24 protein-coding genes are annotated in these 24808 nt (G+C 36.3%); 11 read left to right on the top strand and 13 right to left on the bottom strand.

From position 1 onward, the window contains the following. Positions 1-13: 13 nt before the first annotated feature. Positions 14-982, top strand: a complete 969-nt coding sequence (locus SFA27_RS06315; RefSeq protein ID WP_407297086.1) for a chorismate-binding protein — start codon at positions 14-16, stop codon at positions 980-982. 373 nt (positions 983-1355) lie between these two features. Here the strand turns inward: SFA27_RS06315 and SFA27_RS06310 are convergent, their stop codons facing one another. From SFA27_RS06310 to SFA27_RS06260, 11 genes are all read right to left on the bottom strand, one after another. After that, complete coding sequence (locus SFA27_RS06310) at positions 1356-1556, bottom strand: hypothetical protein (protein WP_047378522.1); 201 nt, start codon at positions 1554-1556, stop codon at positions 1356-1358. A 5-nt stretch (positions 1557-1561) separates the two neighbouring features. Continuing rightward, on the bottom strand, positions 1562-2164 hold the full coding sequence (locus SFA27_RS06305) for a MarC family protein (protein WP_047378524.1): 603 nt from the start codon (positions 2162-2164) through the stop codon (positions 1562-1564). 44 nt (positions 2165-2208) lie between these two features. Next, the gene (locus tag SFA27_RS06300) at positions 2209-3948 is read right to left on the bottom strand and encodes a BatD family protein (protein ID WP_407297084.1); all 1740 of its coding nucleotides are present in this window, start codon (positions 3946-3948) and stop codon (positions 2209-2211) included. Further along, complete coding sequence (locus tag SFA27_RS06295) at positions 3948-4685, bottom strand: tetratricopeptide repeat protein (protein WP_052184829.1); 738 nt, start codon at positions 4683-4685, stop codon at positions 3948-3950. Before SFA27_RS06295 ends, SFA27_RS06300 begins: the two co-directional genes overlap by 1 nt. 99 nt (positions 4686-4784) lie before the next feature. Beyond that, the gene (locus SFA27_RS06290; RefSeq protein WP_264517286.1) at positions 4785-5792 is read right to left on the bottom strand and encodes a VWA domain-containing protein; all 1008 of its coding nucleotides are present in this window, start codon (positions 5790-5792) and stop codon (positions 4785-4787) included. Continuing rightward, positions 5792-6784, bottom strand: coding sequence for a VWA domain-containing protein (locus tag SFA27_RS06285; protein WP_264517285.1), 993 nt, complete (start codon positions 6782-6784; stop codon positions 5792-5794). The genes SFA27_RS06290 and SFA27_RS06285 overlap by 1 nt, the downstream gene beginning before the upstream one ends. Next, complete coding sequence (locus SFA27_RS06280) at positions 6777-7673, bottom strand: BatD family protein (protein ID WP_407297081.1); 897 nt, start codon at positions 7671-7673, stop codon at positions 6777-6779. The genes SFA27_RS06285 and SFA27_RS06280 overlap by 8 nt, the downstream gene beginning before the upstream one ends. Positions 7674-7729: 56 nt before the next feature. Continuing rightward, a complete protein-coding gene (locus SFA27_RS06275) occupies positions 7730-8593 on the bottom strand; it encodes a DUF58 domain-containing protein (protein ID WP_047378531.1) in 864 nt (287 codons plus the stop codon). A 96-nt stretch (positions 8594-8689) separates the two neighbouring features. Continuing rightward, positions 8690-9148 (bottom strand): GNAT family N-acetyltransferase, encoded by a 459-nt coding sequence (locus SFA27_RS06270; RefSeq protein WP_264517283.1) that lies wholly within the window; start codon positions 9146-9148, stop codon positions 8690-8692. Further along, positions 9148-10152 (bottom strand): MoxR family ATPase, encoded by a 1005-nt coding sequence (locus tag SFA27_RS06265; RefSeq protein ID WP_047378533.1) that lies wholly within the window; start codon positions 10150-10152, stop codon positions 9148-9150. Before SFA27_RS06265 ends, SFA27_RS06270 begins: the two co-directional genes overlap by 1 nt. Positions 10153-10441: 289 nt before the next feature. Next, on the bottom strand, positions 10442-11749 hold the full coding sequence (locus SFA27_RS06260; RefSeq protein WP_407297078.1) for a hypothetical protein: 1308 nt from the start codon (positions 11747-11749) through the stop codon (positions 10442-10444). 236 nt (positions 11750-11985) lie between these two features. Between SFA27_RS06260 and SFA27_RS06255 the strand changes: the two genes are divergently transcribed. The 9 genes from SFA27_RS06255 to SFA27_RS06215 all read left to right on the top strand — a co-directional run bounded on the left by SFA27_RS06255 (position 11986) and on the right by SFA27_RS06215 (position 21702). Further along, positions 11986-13320 (top strand): peptide-N-glycosidase F-related protein, encoded by a 1335-nt coding sequence (locus SFA27_RS06255; RefSeq protein WP_407297076.1) that lies wholly within the window; start codon positions 11986-11988, stop codon positions 13318-13320. A 264-nt stretch (positions 13321-13584) separates the two neighbouring features. Further along, positions 13585-14055, top strand: a complete 471-nt coding sequence (locus tag SFA27_RS06250; RefSeq protein ID WP_047378537.1) for a DinB family protein — start codon at positions 13585-13587, stop codon at positions 14053-14055. A 45-nt stretch (positions 14056-14100) separates the two neighbouring features. Next, on the top strand, positions 14101-14493 hold the full coding sequence (locus tag SFA27_RS06245; RefSeq protein WP_047378539.1) for a four helix bundle protein: 393 nt from the start codon (positions 14101-14103) through the stop codon (positions 14491-14493). Between the two features lie 71 nt (positions 14494-14564). Next, positions 14565-15314 (top strand): 23S rRNA (guanosine(2251)-2'-O)-methyltransferase RlmB, encoded by a 750-nt coding sequence (gene rlmB, locus SFA27_RS06240; protein ID WP_047378541.1) that lies wholly within the window; start codon positions 14565-14567, stop codon positions 15312-15314. Positions 15315-15316: 2 nt separating this feature from the next. Next, a complete protein-coding gene (locus SFA27_RS06235; protein ID WP_407297073.1) occupies positions 15317-16438 on the top strand; it encodes a serine hydrolase domain-containing protein in 1122 nt (373 codons plus the stop codon). Positions 16439-16450: 12 nt separating this feature from the next. Then, positions 16451-17500 (top strand): DUF6263 family protein, encoded by a 1050-nt coding sequence (locus SFA27_RS06230; RefSeq protein WP_047378544.1) that lies wholly within the window; start codon positions 16451-16453, stop codon positions 17498-17500. A 64-nt stretch (positions 17501-17564) separates the two neighbouring features. Next, positions 17565-17795 (top strand): hypothetical protein, encoded by a 231-nt coding sequence (locus tag SFA27_RS06225; protein WP_264517278.1) that lies wholly within the window; start codon positions 17565-17567, stop codon positions 17793-17795. Positions 17796-17826: 31 nt separating this feature from the next. Next, the gene (locus SFA27_RS06220; protein ID WP_264517277.1) at positions 17827-20367 is read left to right on the top strand and encodes a YfhO family protein; all 2541 of its coding nucleotides are present in this window, start codon (positions 17827-17829) and stop codon (positions 20365-20367) included. Between the two features lie 48 nt (positions 20368-20415). Next, complete coding sequence (locus SFA27_RS06215) at positions 20416-21702, top strand: glycosyl transferase family 1 (RefSeq protein WP_407297071.1); 1287 nt, start codon at positions 20416-20418, stop codon at positions 21700-21702. Between the two features lie 82 nt (positions 21703-21784). Here SFA27_RS06215 and SFA27_RS06210 read toward each other — a convergent pair whose 3' ends face one another. After that, complete coding sequence (locus SFA27_RS06210) at positions 21785-22426, bottom strand: hypothetical protein (RefSeq protein ID WP_264517275.1); 642 nt, start codon at positions 22424-22426, stop codon at positions 21785-21787. A gap of 131 nt (positions 22427-22557) precedes the next feature. Between SFA27_RS06210 and SFA27_RS06205 the strand changes: the two genes are divergently transcribed. Beyond that, positions 22558-23523, top strand: a complete 966-nt coding sequence (locus SFA27_RS06205; protein ID WP_407297069.1) for a YpdA family putative bacillithiol disulfide reductase — start codon at positions 22558-22560, stop codon at positions 23521-23523. A 94-nt stretch (positions 23524-23617) separates the two neighbouring features. Here the strand turns inward: SFA27_RS06205 and SFA27_RS06200 are convergent, their stop codons facing one another. Beyond that, a complete protein-coding gene (locus tag SFA27_RS06200; RefSeq protein ID WP_264518683.1) occupies positions 23618-24799 on the bottom strand; it encodes an MFS transporter in 1182 nt (393 codons plus the stop codon). Positions 24800-24808 lie beyond the last annotated feature (9 nt).

Raw genomic sequence — 24808 nt, 5'->3', positions numbered from 1 at the left:
TCTTTCATAGCTCATGATTTATTTCAAACTTCCTTTCGACGGAAGACTACTGTCTGCCGATGAAAAAAACATAAAAAATGCAGTCAATTTTTATTCCTACAATGGTTTAGATCAGATCAGTTTTCATGGAAATATTGTTGAAGTTAATTCTGAAGAATATACTCGTGTTTCAATCACAAACAAAGAGTTGATCAATGACCCAACAAATTCTGCTGCTGAAACCAAGGAAGAGTACTGTAAAACATTGCAGGAAGTAATAGAGGTGATTAAAGAAAACAATCTCCCTAAGCTGGTTTACTCAAGAAGAAAGATCTTTACAGACTTTAATACCGTTGACTATAAAGAAAGTTTTAAAAATCTTTGTGAGTCTTATCCTAATGCGTTCAGATATCTTTTTAATGACGGAGAGAATGCCTGGATGGGTGCTTTTTCTGAGGTATTGGGGAAATTCAACAAGTCAACCCATAAATTTGAAACCATGGCTCTGGCAGGTACTCTTCCTGTCTCAGAGGACTGGTCTGAAAAAGAAATTGAAGAACAAAAACCTGTAACAACCTATATTCAGAATATTCTTAAAAATTATTCTGACAATATACAGCAGTCGGACACCTATGACCATATTTCCGGAAATATAAAACATTTAAGAACGGATTTTAAAACCCATATTAAACCAGAAGATCTTGATAAGCTTATTCAGGATCTGCACCCTACCCCCGCTGTCTGTGGAATTCCTAAGGATTTTTGCAATGAAAACATCCGTAAATACGAGAAATTTCCACGTGAATTCTATGCCGGATATATTAAAATCGAAACCGAAGAAAGTATTCTGTACTTTGTGAATCTGCGTTGTGCAAGGCTTTATAAAAACGCTGTACATGTTTTTGTAGGAGGTGGAATCACAGCGCAAAGCAATCCTGAAAAAGAATGGACCGAAACAGAACTGAAGTCTGAAGCAATATTGAAAAATCTCGCTATTTCTTAGAAGATATTGTTTTTTACATTTAAGAATTCTCCCACAAATTGCACAGATCTGCACAGATGTTTATATATTTTCTTTGCTGAGTGTAACGCCATTGCGAACTATTTCAAAATCATTTATTCTCCTCCTGCGAACTTTGCGTGATAATATTAGGTTTTGGCTAAAGCCTATATTTGAGTGCCTATCTTTTTTAAACGGACTAAAGTCCGTTCCTATTGATACAAAAAAACAGTATTGAAATCTAATGGCAGCCAACCCCTGCTACCTACCACCTGCTACCTACCATCTATCACCTTTTCACCTTTTCCCCACCACCTAATAAAACAAAAAACCTCCTTCAAACGAAAGAGGCTATATCTTATAATGAAATATTCAATTATTTCTTTAAACCGATTCTGCTCCATGTATCCATTACGAAAAGCAGGATAAGACCTATTGCAGCAGCTCCAGCTGAGAATGCAAACCTAACGTTATCTTCATCTCCTAAGATATCTGTCGCCTGCCAGTTGATAGCATAAAGATTGATGGTGATGAATACGATGAACAGTACTAAAAATACTTTATAAAACTTCTTCATGACTCTTAAAAATTAATATAATTCTGCACCAGCTGGGCAAAATTTGCGGTGAATAATTTAATTGAAATTGCCAAAAGGATAATTCCGAAAACTTTCTGAAGGATCATCAAAGTAGCATCCCCAATTTTTCTCTCCAACCATTTCGCTGATTTCAGCACCAAATATACGAAAATTGTATTAAGAATAATTCCGAAGATAATATTAATATCATGAAATTCAGCTCTCAGAGACAGGGCCGTGGTTAAAGTTCCAGCTCCTGCAACCAGCGGAAATGCGATGGGTACAATAGATGCGGCCTTTGCTTCAGTTGTTTTATTAATTTCAATTCCTAAAATCATTTCCAGGGCTATGACAAAAATCACAAAAGCACCGGCAATGGCAAAAGAATTTACGTCTACTCCAATAAGTTTAAGGATCTTATTTCCTACGAAAAGGAAAACAATCATAATAGCACCAGCAGTGATTGCAGCCTTCCCAGCCTCAATCTGTCCAAACTTCTGCTGAAGACTTACTATAATGGGAACTGAGCCGATAATATCGATAACGGCAAAAAGAACCATAAAGCTGGTAACGATCTCTTTAAAAGAGAAACCATCAAAAATTTCCATCTCTTTGTAATTAAAAATTTCGCAAAAATATGAAAATAAACTGACTATTTGCTAATTTGCGAGTACAAATTAACAATTGTTTTCAAAAGTTCTTCAAGTGCATCAGCAGATTTCACAGGATTGTATTTCTCCATCTGAACTTTCTGCTGCAATTTATTATATTCTTCTGCAACTGAAGCGCCTTTGTGTTTTTCAAGAAAAGTCTTAAACTCTGCTGCAGAGCCTTGAAAATACTGACTTCTCACTTCCTGATCCAATTCCTCCAATGTCGTAAAGAACTTTTCGTACTCACCGTTATCTTTAAGATTTTCCAGATATCCGAAATAATCATTGATATCTGTTTTCAGCAATTCTCTGATCTCTTTTTCTGTTTCAGCCACTGAACCTAAAGGTTTTGACGGTATAGTTTCCCTAACTAATGTACGTTTTTTTTGCCAATTTTTAAATAACAGATAAGCAACAAATAAGCTTATCAAAATGGCAATATTCGTTAAAAGGATATCCCAATGGAATTTACTTTTTTCTTTTACTTTAAATGAAGTGGTTTTTAAAACAGGAGTATTCACCGTCTCCAGAAGGTTATTGGTATATTCATTTACCTTTTCTACCGTAGAACGGGCTTCAAGAATCTGATCATGAGAAAAAGCATTCAGATCCAGCGTTTTTTGTCCCAGATCTACATATTCTTTGTTTTCAGGATCAAAGAATGCAAACTGTTCCGTTTTAATAGAAATTACTCCAGCTTTTTTGGGAATAATGACATAATTAGCCAGAATCTCCCCCTTCATTCCTGCGGTTCCGGGAGAAACTTTGGAGGTAATTTTCGGAGGAAAAACTTCATAGTCCGGAGATGTAGCAATTTTAGGAAGTTCCATATCCGGTAAATTACCTTCACCCGAAACTTTTACTACAACATTTAATGGTTTTTTTGCTTCCGGTTTTTCTTTGGAAGCATTATATACGTTGACATTAAAGTTTCCAACTGCATTTTTAAAGCATTCAGGAGCTCCTTCCGGAAGCTTTCTTACATTGATTTTTACTTTATTGGAAACAATTTTGGCTTTATTAGAATAAGTACTCACAGAAGCAGATACGCCAGGTACTTCCACATATCCAGCTTCATTAGGAAATACCATAAACATAGCGAGAACCTGTGAAGGCATATTCCCATATCCCGACGGATCTATCTCAGATTTATCAAAATTGATAGGATGTACGTTGATATTATCCTGCTGAGGAAGATGGATATTTTTTACCTTTCTCAGGTTATCCATATTTCTTGAATATACTCTAAGAACAGCAACGGTAGGCTGATCCTGATAGACTTCCCGGTCATCAATCTCCATATTCAGATAAACATCATTGGATGTATTGGCTGCTAATGATCTTCTATCAACAATATCACGGATATTAACATCGAAAGGTTCTGTTTTGTAGATTCTGTTATTGACCGTCACCAGAACTGAACCGATTTTTATTTTTCCTTTTTTCTTAGGTTCAAGAGCAATTCTCGATACTTTTTGGGTAATTAAAGTATTGGTAGCAGGATCAATTACGGTATTGGTAACAGATCCGCTTCCTATGATATTAAATTTTGAAAGATCCGGAAGCTGAAAACCCGTCTGTTGTACAAGGTCACTTCCGTTAAGTTCAAGAACAATGGTAAGGTTTACAATATCTTTCCCTCCATACTCAGATTTATCAGCATCCAGAGTAAGATTTACCTGTCCGTAAGTAATTACGGATGCGAGGGTAAGCAATATGTAAATCAATTTGTGTTGCATCACCAATCTTTCTCGTTGCTTTCAGGCATCGAATAAGAATTTTTGTTTAAAATTCTTCTGGCGGTTTCTTTTTCTTTTTCGTTTATTTTATCTAAGATCGCATTTTCAAGATTCTTAGGCATTCTGCCTTCATTATTCTGATTTTGCTTAGGATTATCACCTTGGTCGCTTTTACCTTCGTTTTGCGGGCCATTTCCCTGATCCTGTTTTTTGTCGCCTTTCTGATCATCACCTTTGTTCTGATCATTTCCGCCGCCACCTTTTCCTGAGTTGTTCTGCTGGTTCTTTTGTTGTTCTTTTTCTTTCTCTTTCAGTTTGGCAATCTCGTAATTTTTTCTGGTTACCTCACTGTAGGGATCCTGCTTCAAAGCTTTCTTATAAAAATCAGCAGCTTTTTCCGGCTGGTTCATCTGCATATAAGCATTCCCTAAATTATGAAGAGCGGCAGTCTTATCAGGAAGTGTTTGTGAAAGTTTTTCTGCTTTTTCAAACTCTGCCTTTGCCTCTTCGTATTTTTTACTTTTATATAATGCATTCCCCATATTATAATGAGCAGTAAAATCTTTATCATTAGATTTTATTGCTTCCATATATTTTGAGGAGGCTCCGTCATAATCTTTACCGTCAAATTTCTGGTTGCCTTCATGAACTAAATTCCTGTAGTTTTCCTGCCCAAACAAGAAGCCTGAGAATGAGATGGCAACAATAAACGATAAAAATATGATTTTAGTATTCATCACTTGCAAAATTATTCCTTTATATGTTAAGAAACAGAGTTTTATTTGTTAAAATTCGGTTAAAGTACTTGTAGAATTACTTCTATATAAAGAGGAAATCTACACATTAAGATCCTTTTTCGGATTAAAAATATAAATTAAAAAGAAAAACAGAATAGACACTCCAAGAAAATATTGATAATAATGATTGGCATTCTGGGATTTCACCATGGTTTCTGCTCCTGCAGCCTTTTTATTGACTGCATCCACAATTCTCTCCGGAGCTTCATTGATATTATTGCCGTCAATATAAGTTCCGTCCGTAGACTCTGCCATTTTCTTTAAAGCTTCAGTCTGTCTCTTTGAAATCACTGTTCCTCCGTTCACATCTGTTTTATACCCCATCAGCTGCCCGAACACATATTCCGGAACCGGAGCTCCTTCATCTGTACCGATTCCTACAGAAGTAATGCTTATACCTTCCTTATTTGCCAGTCTTATCGCTGCATTATCATTTCCTTCGTTATCTTCACCATCACTCAGCAAAATCACTTTTCTGGATCCTTTGCTTACATTTTTAAATTTATCAGCAGCAGCCTGCATGCCTTTCAGAAAATCTGTCCCCTGAATCTGCATAGAATTGGTTTCAATCCCGCTGATATAAGTTTCTGCAGAATTATAATCTGTGGTAAGAGGCATAATAGACATTGCATGTCCGGCAAAGATGACAATACCTACCTTATCATTATTCATTTTCTTCATGGTAGCTGTCATCAGGTTTTTAGCCTCTGTAAGACGGCTAGGGTCTATATCCTCAGCATTCATAGAATTGGATACATCCAGCATAAAGATCACATTGTTCAGTTTCTGAGTACTTTTCACTTCTTCCGAGCCATTCAAAAGGTCAATGATGGAGAATATCAAAAACAATGTTCCTAATAAATATAAAGCAGGAAAAAACCTGGTAAATCCTGACCTCTTTTCAAATAAATTATCGTGAAACTGGCTGGATGCAAAAATTTCCCTTTTCTTATTCCTCCATTTTAAGAAACGGATCAAAAAGGAAGCTAACAGCGGCAGAAGCAACAGTAAAAATAAATACCAATAATTTCCTAAAGACCAACTCATCAGCTTAAAATTTTATAAAACACCCATCTCAACAATGCATCAAACACCAGCATTCCCAAAGCAATCCAAAGGAATATTTTGAAATATTCTTCATAATTGTACAGTTTGGAAACTTTCACGTCAGATTTTTCCAGCTGGTTGATTTCATCGTATATTTCTTCAAGACTACTGTTTGAGGTTGCTCTGAAGTATTTACCTCCGGTAGTCTGTGCAATTTCTTTCAAGGTATTTTCATCAATGGTCACCTCGGTTTCCGTAAAGATAAGATCTCCGAAAATGTCCTGTGATGTCGGCATCAGAGCATACCCATTGGTCCCGATTCCGATTGCATATACCTTTATATTATTATTTTTTGCCAGTTCAGCAGCAACCTGTGGAGGAATAGCATTCTGAATATTGCTTACCCCATCTGTCATCAGGATCACCACCTTACTTTTAGCTTTGCTTTTAATCAAATGATTTACTGCAACGGAAAGGCCTTCTCCGATAGCTGTACCTGGTTCAAGACCTGCAGAATTCAGATTTTTAATTTCATCAATTACCACCTGGTGATCTGACGTAACCGGAACTTTGGTAAAGGCTTCTGCAGCATATGCAACCACTCCAATCCTGTCATTGGGACGTTTCTGAACAAATTTCACGGCAATATCTTTCAATGCGGTGATTCTGTCCGGATTCAGATCTTTAGCGAGCATACTTAAAGAAACGTCAATAGACAGCATAATATCCACACCTTTCGTATCATCCCTGTCCTGAGAAACCGTAAAAGTTCTTGGTCTTGCCATGGCAATAATCAAAGCAGCAAGAATGATATACTTTGAGATTTTCAGTAAAAAAAGTACGCCCTGGATTCCATCGCTGTGATCCATATTTTTTATGGTAGGCACTTTTATACCTTTTCTTTTCCGTCGCCCGGCATCTTTAATAAAAAGTGGGATAAACAGCAGAAAAAGCAATAAGAACCACGGGCTGTAAAACTCAAAATTAAACATCCTTTCTTAAGTTTTCAAATTCTAAATCTTTGGATGATCTTTTCACAAAATCTCTGATATTGGCAAAATCAGTCTCCATTGTATTTTGATCCGGAAATGTTTTGGCAAATTTTACCAGATCTCCTCTCAGGAATACATCCTCTATTATTTTTTCATTGTCCTGCGAAATTGTATTGTTCTTTTTCATGACATCAATAAGGTCATCCGTAAGAAGAACATCTGCAGGAAGGTGATATTGTTTCGTAATGAATGTTCTGGAAATATCAATCAGTTCAACATAGAACGAACGGAAGTTTCCTCCTTCAATATATTTTTTCTTTTTAAGAGAGTCAAGTTCTTTCAATGTCTGATTGGTAGCTACTACCGGAGAACTTTTGGATTTCCTGCCCCACTTTACAATCATAATAACTGCAATGATTATGGCAATACCTGCAAGCGCTGCCAGAATATAAAACTTATAAAGCTCCCAATAATCTTTAGCATCAAGTTTCACCTGCTTATTCTTCATGATATCATTGATCTGATCTGCCTTTTGAGCAGTATTAATGACATCTATTTCATAAGGAATGGTTTTAAGTACTTTATCCCCTACTTTGAATTCCAGTTCAGGAATGGTAAACTTCCCTTCATCGAAAACAGCAAATTCAATTTTTCTTTCGTAAGAATTGGCCGTCTGCCCTATACTGTCCTTAGTTTCTTCAAAGTGAAAAGGGAGCAGTTCATTTTTCGGAGCGGAAGTCACCTGCTGCTCATTAAGATTGTCAATCTTTATAGTAATATGATTGGTTTCCCCAAGAGCCAGGGTTTTCTTTTCTACGTTAGAGGATAATATCTGTGAAAAAGCATTCGCACAGATCAGAAAAGATAATATTAAAAGTATTTTTCTCAATGTTAAAATAATAAAGGCAAGTGCCTGATGTTTTTAGTTACGGGCTGAGCCCTGTGTTATTTCTTCTGAAAGTAATTATACAATAATTTTGAATAATCTGAACCAGTATTGATATTCATAAAACTGGCAGAGCTGTTGGCAAAATCTTCTTCCAGAGCTCTCAGCTTTTGTTTTTGAGCTTCAGCAAAGGTATACCGCCATCTTGCACTGGAAGTATTGGCCCATATTTCTTTTCCGGTTTCCACATCCAGTAAACGGGCATATCCTACATCGGGAATTTCATTATCTTTTTCATCATAAATCCTCATTCCCAACAGCTGGTGTTTCTTTGAAGCCACTCTCAGCATTTTGGAATCATATTCATCTCCAAAATCTGAAAACAGAAAAACCAGGGATTTCCTTTTGAAAATTCCCATCATATATTCCATCGCTTTGTCTATTCTGGATTCTGCCGGAACATAATCTGCAGTCAGAATATTACTGATAATGGAAAGAATATGTTTTCTTCCTTTCTGAGGAGGAATTACTTTATATACTTTATCAGCAAACAGGATCAATCCTACTTTATCATTGTTACCAGCTGCTGAAAATCCAAGGCTTGCTGCTATTTCTGCTACATATTCTCTTTTCAGCTGGACTTTCGTACCATAATCCATAGAAGCGGAAATATCAACAAGAATCATCATCGTCAGCTCCCTTTCTTCTTCCATTACTTTTACAAATGGCTCGCGGAACCGCGCAGTTTTATTCCAGTCGATTCTTCTGATTTCATCTCCAAACTGGTAAGGACGAACTTCTGAGAACGTCATCCCCTGCCCTTTAAAAGCACTGTGATATTGCCCCATCAAAGCAGCCTCCGTCTTTTTTCTGGTACGGATTTCAATCTGCTTTACTTTTTTTACAATATCTTTTATCTGCATAGGCGAGTTCAAGGTTTATAGTTCAAAGTTTGAGGTTTAAAGTTTCGAGGTAAACGAGCTACGTGATACGTGGTTTACAACTATACTTTTTAGTTTCTACTTTTTAAGTTCAATAGATACATTCAACCATTCATTATCAAACTTCGGACTGTATTTTTTATAAAAATTGATGGCTGGCTCATTCCAGTTCAATACCTGGAACACCATTCCGCTATAATTGTTGGATTTTCCATATTCCAGTGTTGCATCAAACAACATTTTTCCAATTTGCTTTCCTCTGAGCCTTTCTGTCACAACGAGATCTTCAAGATACAACCTCCTTCCTTTCCATGTTGAGTATCTGTCGTAATACAGTGATATCCCAACGATTTCACCTTCAAATTCCGCAACAAAAGCTCCCCAGACCGGAGAATTTCCAAAACCATCCTGAATAAATTCATCCAGCGTCACCGTTACTTCATGAAGTGCTTTTTCGTATTCCGCCAGTTCTTTAATTAAATCCAGCATGGAAGCACAGTCCTCCAGAACTGCTTTTCTAATTAGTACATCACTCATTATGGTGCCTGGATTTTTGCTAAAATTCTATTAACGATTTCTTCTGATGAAACTTCTTCTGCTTCGGCCTCGAAAGTCAAGCCAATTCTGTGTCTCAATACGTCTTTTGCCAATGCTTTTACATCTTCAGGAATCACGAACGCTCTTCCTTTTAAGAATGCGTATGCTCTTGAAGCGATGGCAAGGTTAATGGATGCCCTTGGAGAAGCTCCAAAGCTGATATAGTTTTTAAGTTCAGAAAGACCGTAATTTTCTGGATAACGCGTTGCAAATACCATATCCAGAATATATTTTTCAATTTTCTCATCCAGGTAAATCTGGTTGATCAATTCTTTTGCATCTACAATGTCCTGAAGGGAAATCACAGGTTTCACAGCCGGTTGATGCGAAGTTGAAACCATTCTCATTACCTGTCTTTCATCTTCAAAAGAAGGATAATCTATGGTACATTTCAACATAAAACGGTCACTCTGTGCTTCAGGCAGCAAATAGGTACCTTCCTGATCAATTGGGTTTTGGGTTGCCAATACAAGGAACGGCTTTGGAAGCTTCATCGTTTCATCACCAATTGTCACCTGTTTTTCCTGCATGACCTCCAAAAGAGCCGACTGTACTTTTGCCGGCGCACGGTTGATCTCATCCGCCAATACGAAATTCGCGAATACAGGACCCTTTTTTATAGAAAAATCATTGTCTTTGATATTATAAATCATAGTTCCTACTACATCTGCAGGAAGCAAATCCGGAGTAAACTGAATTCTTGAAAACTCACCATGAACAGCATCTGCCAACGTTTTTATGGCAAGGGTTTTGGCCAATCCCGGTACTCCTTCAAGAAGAACGTGACCATTTCCCAAAAGCCCAACCAAAAGACGGTCTACCATGTAATCCTGCCCAATAATAACTTTGTTGATTTCCTGTCTCAGAAGAGAAAATAAGTAGTTTTTTTCTTTTACTTTTTCCGTCAATTGGCGGATATCTTCAGCTTGATATATCTCTGACATAGCTTGATTTAAAATAAGTGGTAAATTTCTGATAAATACTTGCATTAATCAACACAATAAATGCCATTTTTGAGTTAAAGTTTGTTAAATATTCCGGGATTAACATGACATTTAAGGCTATAATGCTGAATTTCTTGTCTATAAACAAATCCATATATCCTAGTTATTTTCATAGATTTACCAGGCCTTTTTTGTCATTATTCATATAAAAAAGTGCTGCAAAATTACTTTCACAACACTTTTGATTTATCATCTCAATTTTTGGATCAAAACCTAACTCTCAAACACTTTAAAGTTTGGTTATTGTAATCGTAAAAGTATTTTCAGGAGCATCCGTTGTATCATCATAAGCTCCAACATTTATAAAATAATCAGTCCCTGATACAGTAGTAATCGTAAGCGTTTCTGCGGTACCACCTCCACCGTTATCTACTGTACCTGTACATGTCAGATTGCTGCAGCTTCCGCTATATACTCCTATCTGAGGATCAAAACTACTTCCGGAAGGCATTGCTACTTTAATCGTATACTGACTTCCATCTCCAACCAGTTTGAACCACGTCCCGTCATTCATTCCCGTATCTCCGGTACTGGTACATACAGTTATATTTCCTGAATTATTAGTGGCAGACACAGCATCATCCTGAGTATAGCTGTAAGGAAATACGGATGTAATCAAAGCTCCCGAGCATGCGTCATTAGCGGGTACTGCAGGAACCGTTTTAAAAACAAATTCTGAACACCCGGAGGATTCAACATTAGCAGAAACAGCCGTTATCTTCAAATAATAAGTGGTTCCCGTAGCAAGAGCTGCCGAAGGTGAAAAGGTTGTTCCGGATACTACCTGCTGATTAACAATATTAGCACTTCCCGGACTTGTCCCTATTGAAACTTTATATGAATCTGCTCCCGAAACAGGAAACCAGGTGATGTTAGGAGACAAGGAAACATTTTGAGTGTTATTGGCAGGATACATAATAAAAGGACAGGCAGGACCAGCACTTGACGTGAGCCCTGAAATAGTGACTGCTGATTTATAATCTGCTCTTATTCCACCCGGAGGAGCAGAAATATCTACTACATTACGATCTCCTTTATAGTAGAGAGTTGAATTGGGAATATGAGTATAGACATGGAAAGCTTCATCGAAATTATTAATATCGACATTCGGAGAATTTTCTTTTGCAGCAATAATCAGATTATCAATATTATTATAAGCAAAAGGCGTCGTGAAAATCACCTGAACTTTATTATTATTCTTAACTACAGTTCCTGTAAACACCTGTGTTAGTTGTGAAGCAGGAATCCAGTCTGTACCGGAAGAAAATGATATTTTCGATGTATGACCAAGGTAAACAGTCCAGTTTGAAGATTCTGTAATAGTTGACGATGGATCTACATAAAATGTAAGACCTGTAATATTACCTGCAGCATTGGCATTTATTTCCTGTTTAGGATAGATCTGCTGCACATAGGAATAAGAGAAAAAACTACTTACAGGTGCTGTCCCCACATTCGGAGCTCCAATATTGATATTGATCTGAGCACCCACTCCCACCACTACAAAAAACGAAATTAAAAGTAAAATTCTTTTCATTATTAATAAAATTAATCTCAATTGCCATGCTAATTTAATAATAAATACTATGAATACAACAATAAAAAAATATTTTAAACCATATGATTTAATACAAAGAAATTAATTAAACAAAAACATATTTAAAAATTAAAAAAAGTCAATATTTATCAATAAAACACCACTAATCATAAAAACAAAAGAAATTAAAAGTATTTTTAATACTTAATTAATATATTTACACTAAACATCAATCTATGTATAAAAGGCTATTTTTTTCAGGTATTTTCATAGCAAATCTGGCTTTATCACAAACAACGATGACCAATGTGATTTCAGATGCTGTTTATTACGATGGTTATGCAGCTACGGTATCCAACCCCGTTCCAAGCGGCCTGACCAGATTAAATAATGCCAGATATACAAGAAAACTTACAGATGCCGAACTAGACTCTTTCAAAGCCAAGATAGCTATGCGGGTAACAATAGCTGCATTGTGTGATAATTATGACCGCCTGGGAGAAGTCTTTTTAGCGATGGTTCCTAAAAATCAGTCTACTTACACCATTAACGATACGAATGTCAGAAGAATTGAGATAGGAAGGTATATTACCCCGTTCATGAATAAAAATAAAACCCCTTCAGAAGTTCCATATACTTATGATGTCAGTAATCTTTACAGTGTTTTTCATGATACAGCATTACGTAACGCCTATGATCTCTATGTGGAACTTGATGTTTTCGGAGTTCCTTATGCTGCTCAAACCCAGGTTTCAGGCTGCTCAAATAGAATTGATGTTTTTTCAGGAACTCTTACTTTTTTCTCAACGGATACAGGAGCAACCCCTACAGATACCAACAGTCTCGTACCTATATTAAGCTATAATAAACTCAACAACTATAACGGTACCGATGTTACCGGAGAAACTGTTAGAATTGTAACTTTTAATCTGCCCGATCCTGTTACTAATGCCCGATTTTTTGTAATATCTACCCCTCATGGTGCTAACAGTGGTGGTGAAGAATATATCAGAAGACAAAACTACACCTATGTAGACGACGTACAGGTACTCACTTATACTCCGGGAGGGATTTCATGTGAACCGTACCGGGTATATAACACCCAGGGAAACGGAATCTATGGATCTACTCCTAAAACTTTTGCAGACTGGACTTCATGGAATAACTGGTGCCCCGGAAATGCAGTTCCTATCAGAGAATTCACACTTCCCAGCTTAGCTGCAGGTAATCACACTCTGAAACACACAATACCAACAGCTGTTTTCAACCAGCAACAGGGAGACGTGATGTTATCAGTTTATATGCAGGGTAAAACCAATACAACTTTAAATGTTAAGGATATCAAAACTGTAGATGTAAACATATATCCTAATCCCACTTCTGACTTTGTACATATAAAATCAAAAACAGATGTAACCTCAATAGGTCTTTTCAATACAGAAGGAAGGAAACTTACTGAAACTTATAAAGAAAACAAGATAGATCTTTCACCATACAGTACAGGAATTTACTTTTTAAATATTGTTCTAAAAGACGGAACCACATTTAAACATAAAATCATCAAAAAATAAAACTATCTGTAAAATTATATTATAAATAAAACAACTAAGCCTTCCCGGATCTTTTCACAGGAAGGCTTTGCATTGGTATACACCTTGTCCGTTTTGTAAAATTCAACGTAAAAACATCATGATAAAGGTAAAAATCTGCCAGAAAAACAACCTGAATCCATCCTTTTTCTGAATAGTTAAAAAATTTTAACTTCAATCCTTTACCCAAAAAAATTGTCATTTCCAGTTTATTAAACTATTTTTGGAGATTAAAAATTTCGCAAAATGAATTATCATTTTCAAGCGCACAGACAGGTAAGAAAGAACCTTTTAGACGTCCTTCAGAACACATCTCATGAAGATCTGATTCTGATTCCGGATGGCTTCAACAATAATATCTACTGGAATATTGCTCATACAGTTGCTACACAGCAGCTTTTGCATTATTACCTAAGCGGAAATCCTTTCCGTATTGATAAGTATTGGATTGAAACCTACAAGAAAGGAACTTTACCGAATTTGAATGTTCAGAAATCAGAAGTGGAAGATTTAGAATTTTTACTTACAGAAACTTCAAAGATTTTAATGAAGGATTATGACAGTGATTTTTTCTCAGACTACACTCCTTACACAACAAGTTTCGGGATGGATCTGAAAAGCATCCAGGATGCTATTATCTTCAACAATATGCATGAAAGCCTTCACTATGGATATGTGATGGCACAGAAAAGAGCAATTTTAGGTGAGAAGTATTAGATTCAAGGTTTAAGGTTTAAGGTTTAAGGTTTAAGGTTTAAAGTTATGGGAACTATTAATAGATTTGAGGATTTAGAGATATGGAAATTATCCCGACAACTTTGTAATGAAATCTATGACATCATAGCATCTACCAACCTTAAGAATAACTTTAAACTCTGTAATCAAATTGATGGATCTTCAGGCTCAGTAATGGATAATATTGCTGAAGGATTTGAAAGAAACGGTAATAGAGAATTTATACAATTCCTTTCTATTGCGAAAGCGTCCTGTGGAGAAACCAGATCACAATTGTATCGGGTTTTTGATAGAAATTTTATTTCTCAGGAAAAATTTGAAACATTAATTGAGCAGACAGAAACATTAAGTAAAAAGATCAGCTCATTTATAAAATATTTAAATACAACAGATTTAAAAGGAACAAAGTACAAAAATTGAATTTCAAAACTTTAAACATTAAACTTTGAACTTTAAACTTTGAACCTTAAACATAAAATTTTAACAACTCAATGAAAGACGATTTTATTTTCGGGCTGCGTCCCGTGATTGAAGCAATTGAAGCGGGAAAAACGATTGACAAGGTCTTTGTGCAGAATGCACTTCAAGGTCCTATTTATGCTGAACTAAAAGCAATTTTAGCGAAAAATAAAATCCGTCCCAATTATGTTCCGGTTGAAAAACTGAACCGTTTTACAAGAAAAAACCACCAGGGTGTGGTCGCTTTTATTTCGGATGTACCGTTTCATAAAGTGGAGGATATTGTTCCACAGTTATTTGAACAGGGAAAAACTCCTTTTCTTTTGATTCTGGACAGACTTACTGATGTAAGAAACTTTGGAGCAATCTGCAGAACGGCAGAATGTGTAGGTGTTGATGCCATCATCATTCCTGAAAAGGGTGCAGCTCCTATTAACTCTGATGCTATAAAAACCTCTGCAGGTGCTATTTACAATATTAAAATATGTAAAGAAAACAACCTGGCTCATGCTGTGGATTTTCTTCAGCAAAGCGGAATTTCCGTGTATGCTGCCAGCGAAAAAGCTCAGAAATTAATTTATGATGTGAACCTTACAGAGCCATGTGCTATTGTTATGGGAAATGAAGAAACCGGAATTTCTAAAGAAGTACTGCATCATGCTGACGAAAAAATAAAACTTCCTATTGAAGGAAAAACTCAATCTCTGAATGTTTCTGTAGCATGTGGAGCGATTTTGTATGAAGCGGTAAGACAGAAAATGACTGCTATACCAACTCCTTAAACATGAAAATAAAATTGCTTTTACCATTATTTTTTGCGCCATTTATTTATAATGCACAGACAAAAAATATAGCAACCGACAACTCCCTTACCACTGAACTTGACAAAATGGTTCAGAAGGAAGCGCTCTCTTATATGCAGAATCCTGCACGTGTAGGGCTTTCAATAGGTGTTTTTAAAGATGGTAAAAGTTATTTTTATAATTATGGAACAACGGAAATCGGAAAATCAGAACTTCCGACCTCCAAAAGTCTGTATGAGATTGCATCCATCACCAAGACCTTTACCGGAACACTTCTGGCTCATGCTTTAGTGGATGGTAAAATAAACATGGATGATGATATCAGGAAATATCTGAATGGAAATTATCCTAATCTTGAATTTGAAATGCATCCGATAACAATTGGCAACCTTACCAATCATTCATCAGGATTGCCCCAGTTTTTACCGGATCAGTCTGAAACATTCAAAAAACCGATGGACTCTGTTGCAGCAGCGTTGTCTGATTTTTATAAAAACTATTCAAAAAAGAAGTTTTATGAAGATCTTCATCAGGCGAAAATTGATTTTGCACCGGGAACAGAATACAGATATTCCAATGTAGGAACACAGATTGCAGGAGATATCCTGGAAAAAGTATATCAGAAAAGCTATGAAAACCTGCTTTCAGAGTATATTACAAAACCTCTGAAAATGAACCAGACCATTATTGGTACGAATTCTGCACGCCTATTGACTTGTTACAACGAAAAAGGAAAGGTAATGCCAAGAAATTTCACAACGATTTTTGCTCCGGCAGGTGGAATTATGTCCACTACAGAAGATCTGGTGAAATACATGCAGTATCATCTGGATGAGAGTAATAAGTATGTAAAAGCATCTCATACTCCTCTTGTAAAAAGTGAAGGAGATGCTATTGGATTGTATTGGAGACTGCATACTTATGAAGACGGAACGCAAACGGTTTATCATACAGGAGGGACATTTGGTTTTTCAAGTGTGCTTCAGATCTATCCGTCAAAAAATATAGGAGTCGTTGTACTGTCCAATGAGTCAGATGGAGAATCTCAGGGGAAACTGCATGATATTGCAGACAATATAGTAAGAAACAGTAGTAAAAAATAAAGTTAAAATCAAATGAAGAACATTGCAGCGCTTGCGCTTATATCATCAATAGCTCTTGTATCTTGTAAAAAAGAAACAGCAAAAATAACAAAAGTAGATCCTAAAACCGGAAAAACAGTAACCGTAGAAGTTCCTGCAGATTCTGTAGCAAAAGTTGCAGAAAACCCGGCAATCAAGGATTCAGCAGGAGTTATTACACAGACTTTTAAGCTTGAAAAAGGAAAAACATATCCTCTTACCACTTATCAGAGAGATGTAAAAACAATGACGGATCCTCAGGGAAAATCTATCACAGCAACCAGCGAATCTACAGATGAGATGAATTTTGTAGTTAATGACATTAAAGGGAATGTATATGAAATGACCCTTAATCTTGTAGCGAAAAGAAATTCTCAGTCTGCACAGGGAAAAACTGTAGTAGTAGATACCAAACTTGCTCTTCCTAAAGAAGATGATCTTAAAATGATCTGGAATGTAAACAAGGCACTTACCGGAAACAAACTTGCCATGAAAATGGATACAAAAGGTAATGTAATCTCTATCACAGGATTTGATGCTGTGTACACAAAAGTTTCCAATGCAGTAGGAACTCTTATCAAAGATGCCAATCAAAAAGCAAGTGTTGTGGCAAGCCTTAAAGAATCATTCAACGAAAAGGTACTGAAAGATCAATTCCATAAAAACCTGATGATTATTCCTAAAAAAGGAGTAAAAATTGGTGAGAAATGGTCTACTTCAGAAAATGCAGATGCAAGCGGAGCTGTAAAAGTAACCTCTAATTATGTAATGAAAAGCTTAGGAAACGGAACAGCAGAAATTGCCGTTACCGGAGGTATTCCTAAGAAGACTGAAAAGAAAGCTCAGGGACCTATTACACACAGCCTGAGCAGTGAACTGGCTCAGAACGGAACCATTAAGTTTGACGAAAGCACAGGATGGATTACCAACCAGAATATCAATGTAAAAACGACACAGATAGAAACCATTTCAGATGGAAAACAGTCTCAGTCTATGAAAAGCGTTTCCAATTCTTCGGTAATGGTAAACCCATCTGCTAAATAAAATAACTGAATTAAATGCATTCAGGGTTTAAAGTTTAAACCCTGAACTTTAAATTTTTTAAATTATGAAGTACATTCTTGAGTTAGTACTCACTGCCATTATTATTTTCTTTGTCTGGAATATTCTGAAAAGAATTTTCTTTAAGACATTTTATAGTTACCGTTTTAATAACAATAATCAAAACAACGGACAGCAGGACATACACAACTCGAATAAGAATAACAAACAGAACCTTAACTGGGATGCAGAAACTGTAGACTATGAAGAGGTGAAAGAGAGTAAGGACAAAAGGTAATCATTCCAAGAAATAAAAGATAATAACCAGCATGGCAAAAAATAAAAACTTCATTTATATTGCAGCTTCATTAGTAGTATTTATAGTTTTAGCATTTTTATATTCTACTCCTGTATTTACAGGTAAACAGCTTTTCCAGCACGATATTGTGCAATATAGAGGAGGAGCAAAAGAACTGCTCGACTATAGAGCGAATACCGGAAATGAGACCTACTGGAGTGACTCCATGTTTGGGGGAATGCCGACTTATCAGATGGGAAGCCAGTTCAAAGGTGACATCATCAAAAAAATCGACAGCAATCTGAATTTCCTGCCAAGGCCGGTTAATTATCTCTTCCTGCTGTTTGCAGGTTTTTTCCTTTTGGGAATGGTTGTAGTCAGAAACTGGAAGTATGCGCTTTTAGGGGCTACTTTCTTTGGACTTTCAACCTATTTTTATATCATTATTGCAGCCGGACATAACGGTAAAGTAAATACCATTGAATATTTTGCACCGCTGCTAGCCGGAATTTTACTCGTTTATATTAGAAAACAATACATCTGGGGGTTCATTGTTACTACCCTTTTTATGGGACTGCAGATTGCAGCCAATCACCCACAGATGACGTATTATCTGTTCCTTGCACTAGGATTCTTATTCCTGTCTGAACTCATCAGAGCCATTCAGAAAAAGACACCGATGAAGCATTTTCTTATTTCATCAGGAATTATTGCAGCATCATGTATTATCGGAGTTGGAATGAATTCACAAAGAATCATGGCCAACTCGGAATATGTAAAAGAAACAGTTCGTGGAAAGCAGATCTTAAATAATGACAGCCACACTTCAGGAAAATCCGGAATGGATAAAGAAAGTATGCTGATGTGGAGCTATGGACAGCTTGAAACTTTAAACCTATTTATCCCAAGATTGATGGGTGGAGGAAGCCAGGAGCCGGAAGGAAAAGAAATGATGAATAAAGTTCAGGAACTGGTTCAGGAAAATGTAGGTTCACAGGCTGAAATGGACAGAATTTCAAAAGGTTTCAGCGGAATGACCTACTGGGGAGATCAGCCGGGAACTTCAGGACCTGCTTATCAGGGAGCCATTGTGTGTTTCCTTGCTTTATTAGGGTTTTTCTTTGCCAGAAAAAAATACCGTTACTGGATTTTAGGGGCTTCTATCCTGACTATTTTACTGGCTTGGGGAAGTAACTTTATGCCGTTATCTGATTTCTTTATTGATTATGTTCCGTTCTATAATAAATTCAGAGCACCTTCTTCAATCCTGGTGGTTGTAGAATTATTATTCCCTTTAATTGCCATTCTGGGGTTATACAGATTCTTCACAGATGAAGAACTTACTGAAGAATATAAGCAGAAAATTCTTATGTATGTTGGAGGTGGAACTTTAGGGTTTTTATTGATCCTCTTGATCTTCGGAAAATCACTGCTAGGTTTTTCAACAGAAAGCGAAAAGACTTATTTTCCTCCTTTCCTGCTTGATTATCTTGTAGATGAAAGATATAAACTATTCAGAATAGACGCTATAAAAGCATTCATTTATGTAGCCATTACTGCGGCAGCATTATTCTTAACTTTAAAGAAAAAGCTTAATCAGAATATTGCTTTGGTAGTGATTGGAGTTGTAAGTTTATTTGATCTTTGGACCGTAAACAAACGTTATCTGAATGACGAAAACTATGTAGATAAAATCTTTGCTGAAAATCCTTTCCAGACAGAAAGTTCAGACCTGCTGGCTGAAAAAGTTCAGGGAAATCCGAATCTGGAATCTATTTTATCCAATGTGAACATCAACAAAACATTGGAAACTATTGCCGACAAAGACAAAACGCACTACAGAATTTACAACCAGACTTTAGGAGTAACAAGTGAGACCAATACCTCTTATTTTAAAGCTTCAATTGGTGGTTACCACGCTGTAAAACTAAGAAGATATGATGATGTTCTGAATGAATACATCAATAGTGTAGACAGTGTAAAAACTCCTAATGTATTAAACTTATTAAATGCCAAATACATGGTTTTCGGAGGACCTGAGCAGCCACAGGTTGTTCCTAATCCAAAAGCCAACGGAAATGCATGGTTTGTAAGTGATTTAAAGTTTGTAGATACTCCTAATCAGGAAATAAAATCCATTGGAACTATCGACAACAAAAAAACAGCAGTTATTGCATCATCTGATAAATCATATTTTGACAACAAACCAGTTCAGGCAGATCCTACAGCATTTATCAATCTTACAAAATACCAGCCTAACGAACTTGAATTTAAATCTCAGTCGAAAACGCCTCAATTGGCAGTATTCTCTGAAGTATATTATCCTCACGGATGGAAAGTCCTGGTGGATGAGAAAGAAGTTCCTTATATCAAAGCAGATTACTTGCTTCGTGCAGTACATGTTCCGGCAGGAAATCACCATATCAGAATGGTTTTTGAACCTGAAGTAATAGAAAAAGGAAAATGGGTTTCTCTGCTGTCATTCGGATTATTTATTTTATTGTCCGCATTTGGAATTTTCTGGATCAACAAAAACAAGAAAAAAGAAATTGTAGCTGAACAAAAAGCTTAAAACAATATAATATTGTGCAATGTCATTCTGAATGGCAAAATATTCAAAATGGAACAGAAGAAAATATTGATTATCACCTATTACTGGCCTCCTGCGGGAGGTCCTGGTGTTCAAAGATGGCTGAAGTTTGCAAAATATCTGCCGGATTTCGGATGGAAACCTATCATTTATACTCCGGAAAACCCAAGTTATCCATTGCTGGATGAAACGCTGATGAAAGATATTCCTGAAAACATTGAGATGGTGAGAACCAAAATCTGGGAACCTTATCAGCTGGCTGAAAAACTGAATAAAAGCAATAAAAAGTTTAAGGCAGGACAATTTGACGTAGGAAAAAATCAAAGCTGGAAATCCAGACTTTCGATCTGGGTAAGGGGAAATTTTTTCATTCCCGATGCCAGAGTTTTTTGGGTAAAACCTTCCATTACATTTTTGGAAAAATATCTGAAGGAAAATAAAATAAATACGATTGTAACTTCGGGTCCTCCACACTCACTTCATCTGATTGGTTTAGGACTTAAAAATAAAATGCCGGATCTGAAATGGATTGCCGATTTTCGTGATCCATGGACAGAAATTTCCTATTATAAACACCTGAAACTAACCAAAAGTTCAGATAAAAAACACCGTCAGCTTGAGAGTGCTGTATTTAAAAATGCAGACATCACTTTGGCTACAAGTTATACCGATGCGGAAAACTTCAGGAAAGCAGGAGCTAATGCCATTTGTATTACGAACGGATTTGATGAAAGTGATTCTGATAAAAGTGTAACAAGGCAAATGAGCAGTGCTTTTACTTTAAGTTATATCGGCGTTTTGGAGCAGCTCAGAAATCCTGAGAATCTTTGGAATGCACTTGACGAACTTGTAAAGGAAAATGCTGAATTTGCAACTGATTTTAAATTGAAATTTGTAGGAAGAATAGATGATAAAATCCTGCAGTCTATCGAAAATTCAAGTCTGAAAAATCACATCCTGAACCTTGGATATCTTGCCCACGGAAAAGCTGTGGAGGAAATGCAGAATTCAGATTTGCTTCTAATTACCAATTTCCCGAACGAATCTTCAAAAGGAATTATTCCAGGAAAAATATTTGAATATCTGGCTTCAGGAAAACAGATTCTGTCATTCGGTCCCGATAGAGCTGATGTTGCAAAAATTCTGGAAGAAACCCAGGCAGGAAAGCATTTTAATTATCAGGATACAGAAACTGTCAAGAAATTTATTCTTGAAAAATTCAACCTTTGGAAAGAAGGAAATCTTCTTGAAAACACTCAGCATATAGAGCAGTTTTCAAGAAAAAATTTAACCCGTCAGTTGACTGAAATTTTATAATATAAAGAAAGGAAGTTAGAGGCCGGAAGTTAAAAATATCCGCCTCAACTTCTAACTTCTAACTTCTAACTTCTAACTTCTTCTAAATCGTCCACTGATCATTTACCACAGCGATCAGATAATATTTCCCCTGAAATTCTTCAAATACAAAACGGAGTGTTTTCCAATCCATATCACCATACTTTTCCGTTCCTTTGATATAGTTTTCGGTAAAGTCATGTTTAGGATAAATTTCTTTTAAATTATTCAGGGAATTACCTCCGCCGATGAATTTATTCAGTGAATATTGGGATGCAGTAAAGTCTTTAGAAAAAACCCATTTACCAAGATAATCATTGATTGTTGCCTTATATGGATCTCCAGAGCCATCATGTGCTCCCCAGGTAAACAATGTTTTGGCAGGCTGATATTTCTCAAAATCTGCTTTAGAAAAATGCTTATCACCTTTGATATCCACAAAAGCATACATTGAAAAACGGATTCCTTTTTCAGGGTGGATCAAGGATGCAAAACTGGTATAATCTTTATTTTTCAGAGCTTTCAAAACTTCATCATTGGTCTGCTTCAAAACTGCTTCTTTATTGGCAATATTCCGAACGGTACCCGCACTGTCTGTTTTATTTTGTGCTATAGAATCAATCACATTGGGAACAGGTTTTCCAGCCTCTTTTTTACAGGCTACAACCATAACCAAAACAACCAATGGAATAAGTAATTTTTTCATATTTTAAATTTTGCAGTTGCTAAAAAACACCAAAACTGATGCCAACCGATAAATGATATAAAGTGATAAAGACTATGGGAGTTGATGGGTTATAGCTTCTCATTTTAAAAATTACATCGTACATTTGTTAGATGAAAATGTTGGATATTCTCATTATCGGAGCCGGGCCAATCGGTTTGAACTGTGCCCTTGAAGCTCAAAAAAATAATCTTAGCCATCTCATCATAGAAAAAGGAACCATTGTCAACTCTCTGTACAATTATCCTTTATATATGCGTTTTTTCTCCACTGCGGAAAAACTCGAGATTGATGAAATTCCATTTATTTCAACTGCTCCCAAACCAGGAAGACAGGAAGCATTAGAATATTACCAGGGAATTGCCAGACAAAAAAAGCTTAACATTAATCTGTATGAAAAAGTGCTGAATGTTTCGAAAAATAATGAAATATTTGAGATCAGTACTTCCAAAGCAAACTATCTGGCTAAAAATATAGTGATTGCTACCGGATTCTATGATATCCCCAACCTCATGAATATTCCCGGTGAAAATCTTCCAAAGGTCAAGCATTACTATACTGAACCTTATCCTTATGCAAGACAGAAAATTGTAGTTGTAGGATCAAGTAATTCTGCGGTAGATGCGGCCCTGGAAACCTATAGAAAAGGTGCTGAAGTAACCATGATTATTCGTCATTCTGAAATTTCCAAAAGTGTAAAATACTGGGTAAAACCGGATATAGAAAACAGAATTGCAGAAGGCAGTATTAAAGCTTATTTTAATGCAGAAATGATCGAAATTAAAGACAATACCATTATTTTCAAAGATGAAAACGAAGAAATTCACGAAATCGACAATGATTTTGTTCTGGCCATGACAGGTTATCTTCCTGATTTTGATTTTCTGAGAAATTCAGGTATTGAACTCAACGGTGACTGCCTGAATCCATTTTATAACCTTGAAACTATGGAAACCAATATTCCCAACCTCTATCTTGCAGGAGTTGTATGCGGCGGAAAAGATACTCACCTCTGGTTCATTGAAAACTCAAGAATTCATGCGAATATGATCATTAGCACAATTCTTTCCAAATCTTAATTGAATTCATACATTCATATAAAAAAGCGGGTAATCCTTAGTGAATTACCCGCTTTTTCAGTTTTTGACTTATCAATCAGAGTTTTTATTTTCTCTATATTAATTCATCTTCAACTTTATTCTTATTCTTAAGCATCCATGGAATGATAAAGTAAAAACCGATAGCAATAGCAACAGCCAGTACTCCTGTTCCAATCCATAATGTGTTAAAGCCTAATTTCTCTGCAATCAGTGTTCCTATGTAAGGTGTAATGATGAATGCAATGGAAAATGACATTCCGTTCAATCCCATATAAGCACCTTTATTGTTCTCTCCTGAACGTAATGCTGTAATGGTTGACATAAAAGGAAGTGTCCATATTTCTCCCACACAAAGTAATGTCATAGACAGAACAAGGGTAACCATACTATAATCGAAAGCCAGCATTGCATAAGAAACTCCACACAGGAAAGTTCCGATAAGCATGGTAAAAGCTAACGTAAAATACTTCTCAGCAATCTGTACCAGTCCCATTTCCAGCAATACAATCAGAAAACCGCTGTATCCAAGAATATAACCGATGTTTTGCTGACTCATATGTGCGGTATCTTTATAAAATATTGTCAGCGTACTGAATAACTGGAAGAAACATATTGAAAACAACATACAGAACACGCAGTACATCAAAAATTTACCGTCCCGGTATGGAGAGCTTTCTTTTTTAATGACAATTGTTTCTTTTACCTTTTTCGCCTGTTGTTTGGCCAATCTTGCGCGGTCTTTAAAGAACCAGATATACATCAGCCCAGCCAGCAAAGCAGCCAGTGCATTACTGAAAAACAGAAATTCATAAGAAATAGCAGATAAAATACCTCCTAATGCAGGCCCGATAGAAAATCCAAGATTTACAGCCATACGGTTCAGTGAAAAAGCCCGGGTAATATTTTCTGGTTTCGCATATTTTGTAATAGCCACCGAGTTTGCCGGACGAAATGTTTCACTTACAATACTCTGAGCTAAAATAATCCCAGCCAAACCAGCTTCGGTTGTAAAAAGCGGAATTAAACAAAATAAAGGAACGCTGAGGAGTAAACTCAGACTCTGTACCCTGTATTCGCCAATTTTATCCGTAATCATTCCTCCCAGCCACGAACCAATGACGGAACCTATTCCAAAAAAGCTCAGAACAATTCCTGAATTTTCAATACTGAAATGTAAATGATTGGTCATATAAACTCCCAAAAACGGAAGTACCATAGAACCAGCCCTGTTGATGAGCATTACCAACGCCAGCATCCAACTCTC

The sequence above is a fragment of the Chryseobacterium sp. HR92 genome (genome assembly GCF_045689405.1).
GTDB lineage: Bacteria > Bacteroidota > Bacteroidia > Flavobacteriales > Weeksellaceae > Chryseobacterium > Chryseobacterium viscerum_A.
This window is presented reverse-complemented; position numbering and strand designations above follow the sequence as displayed.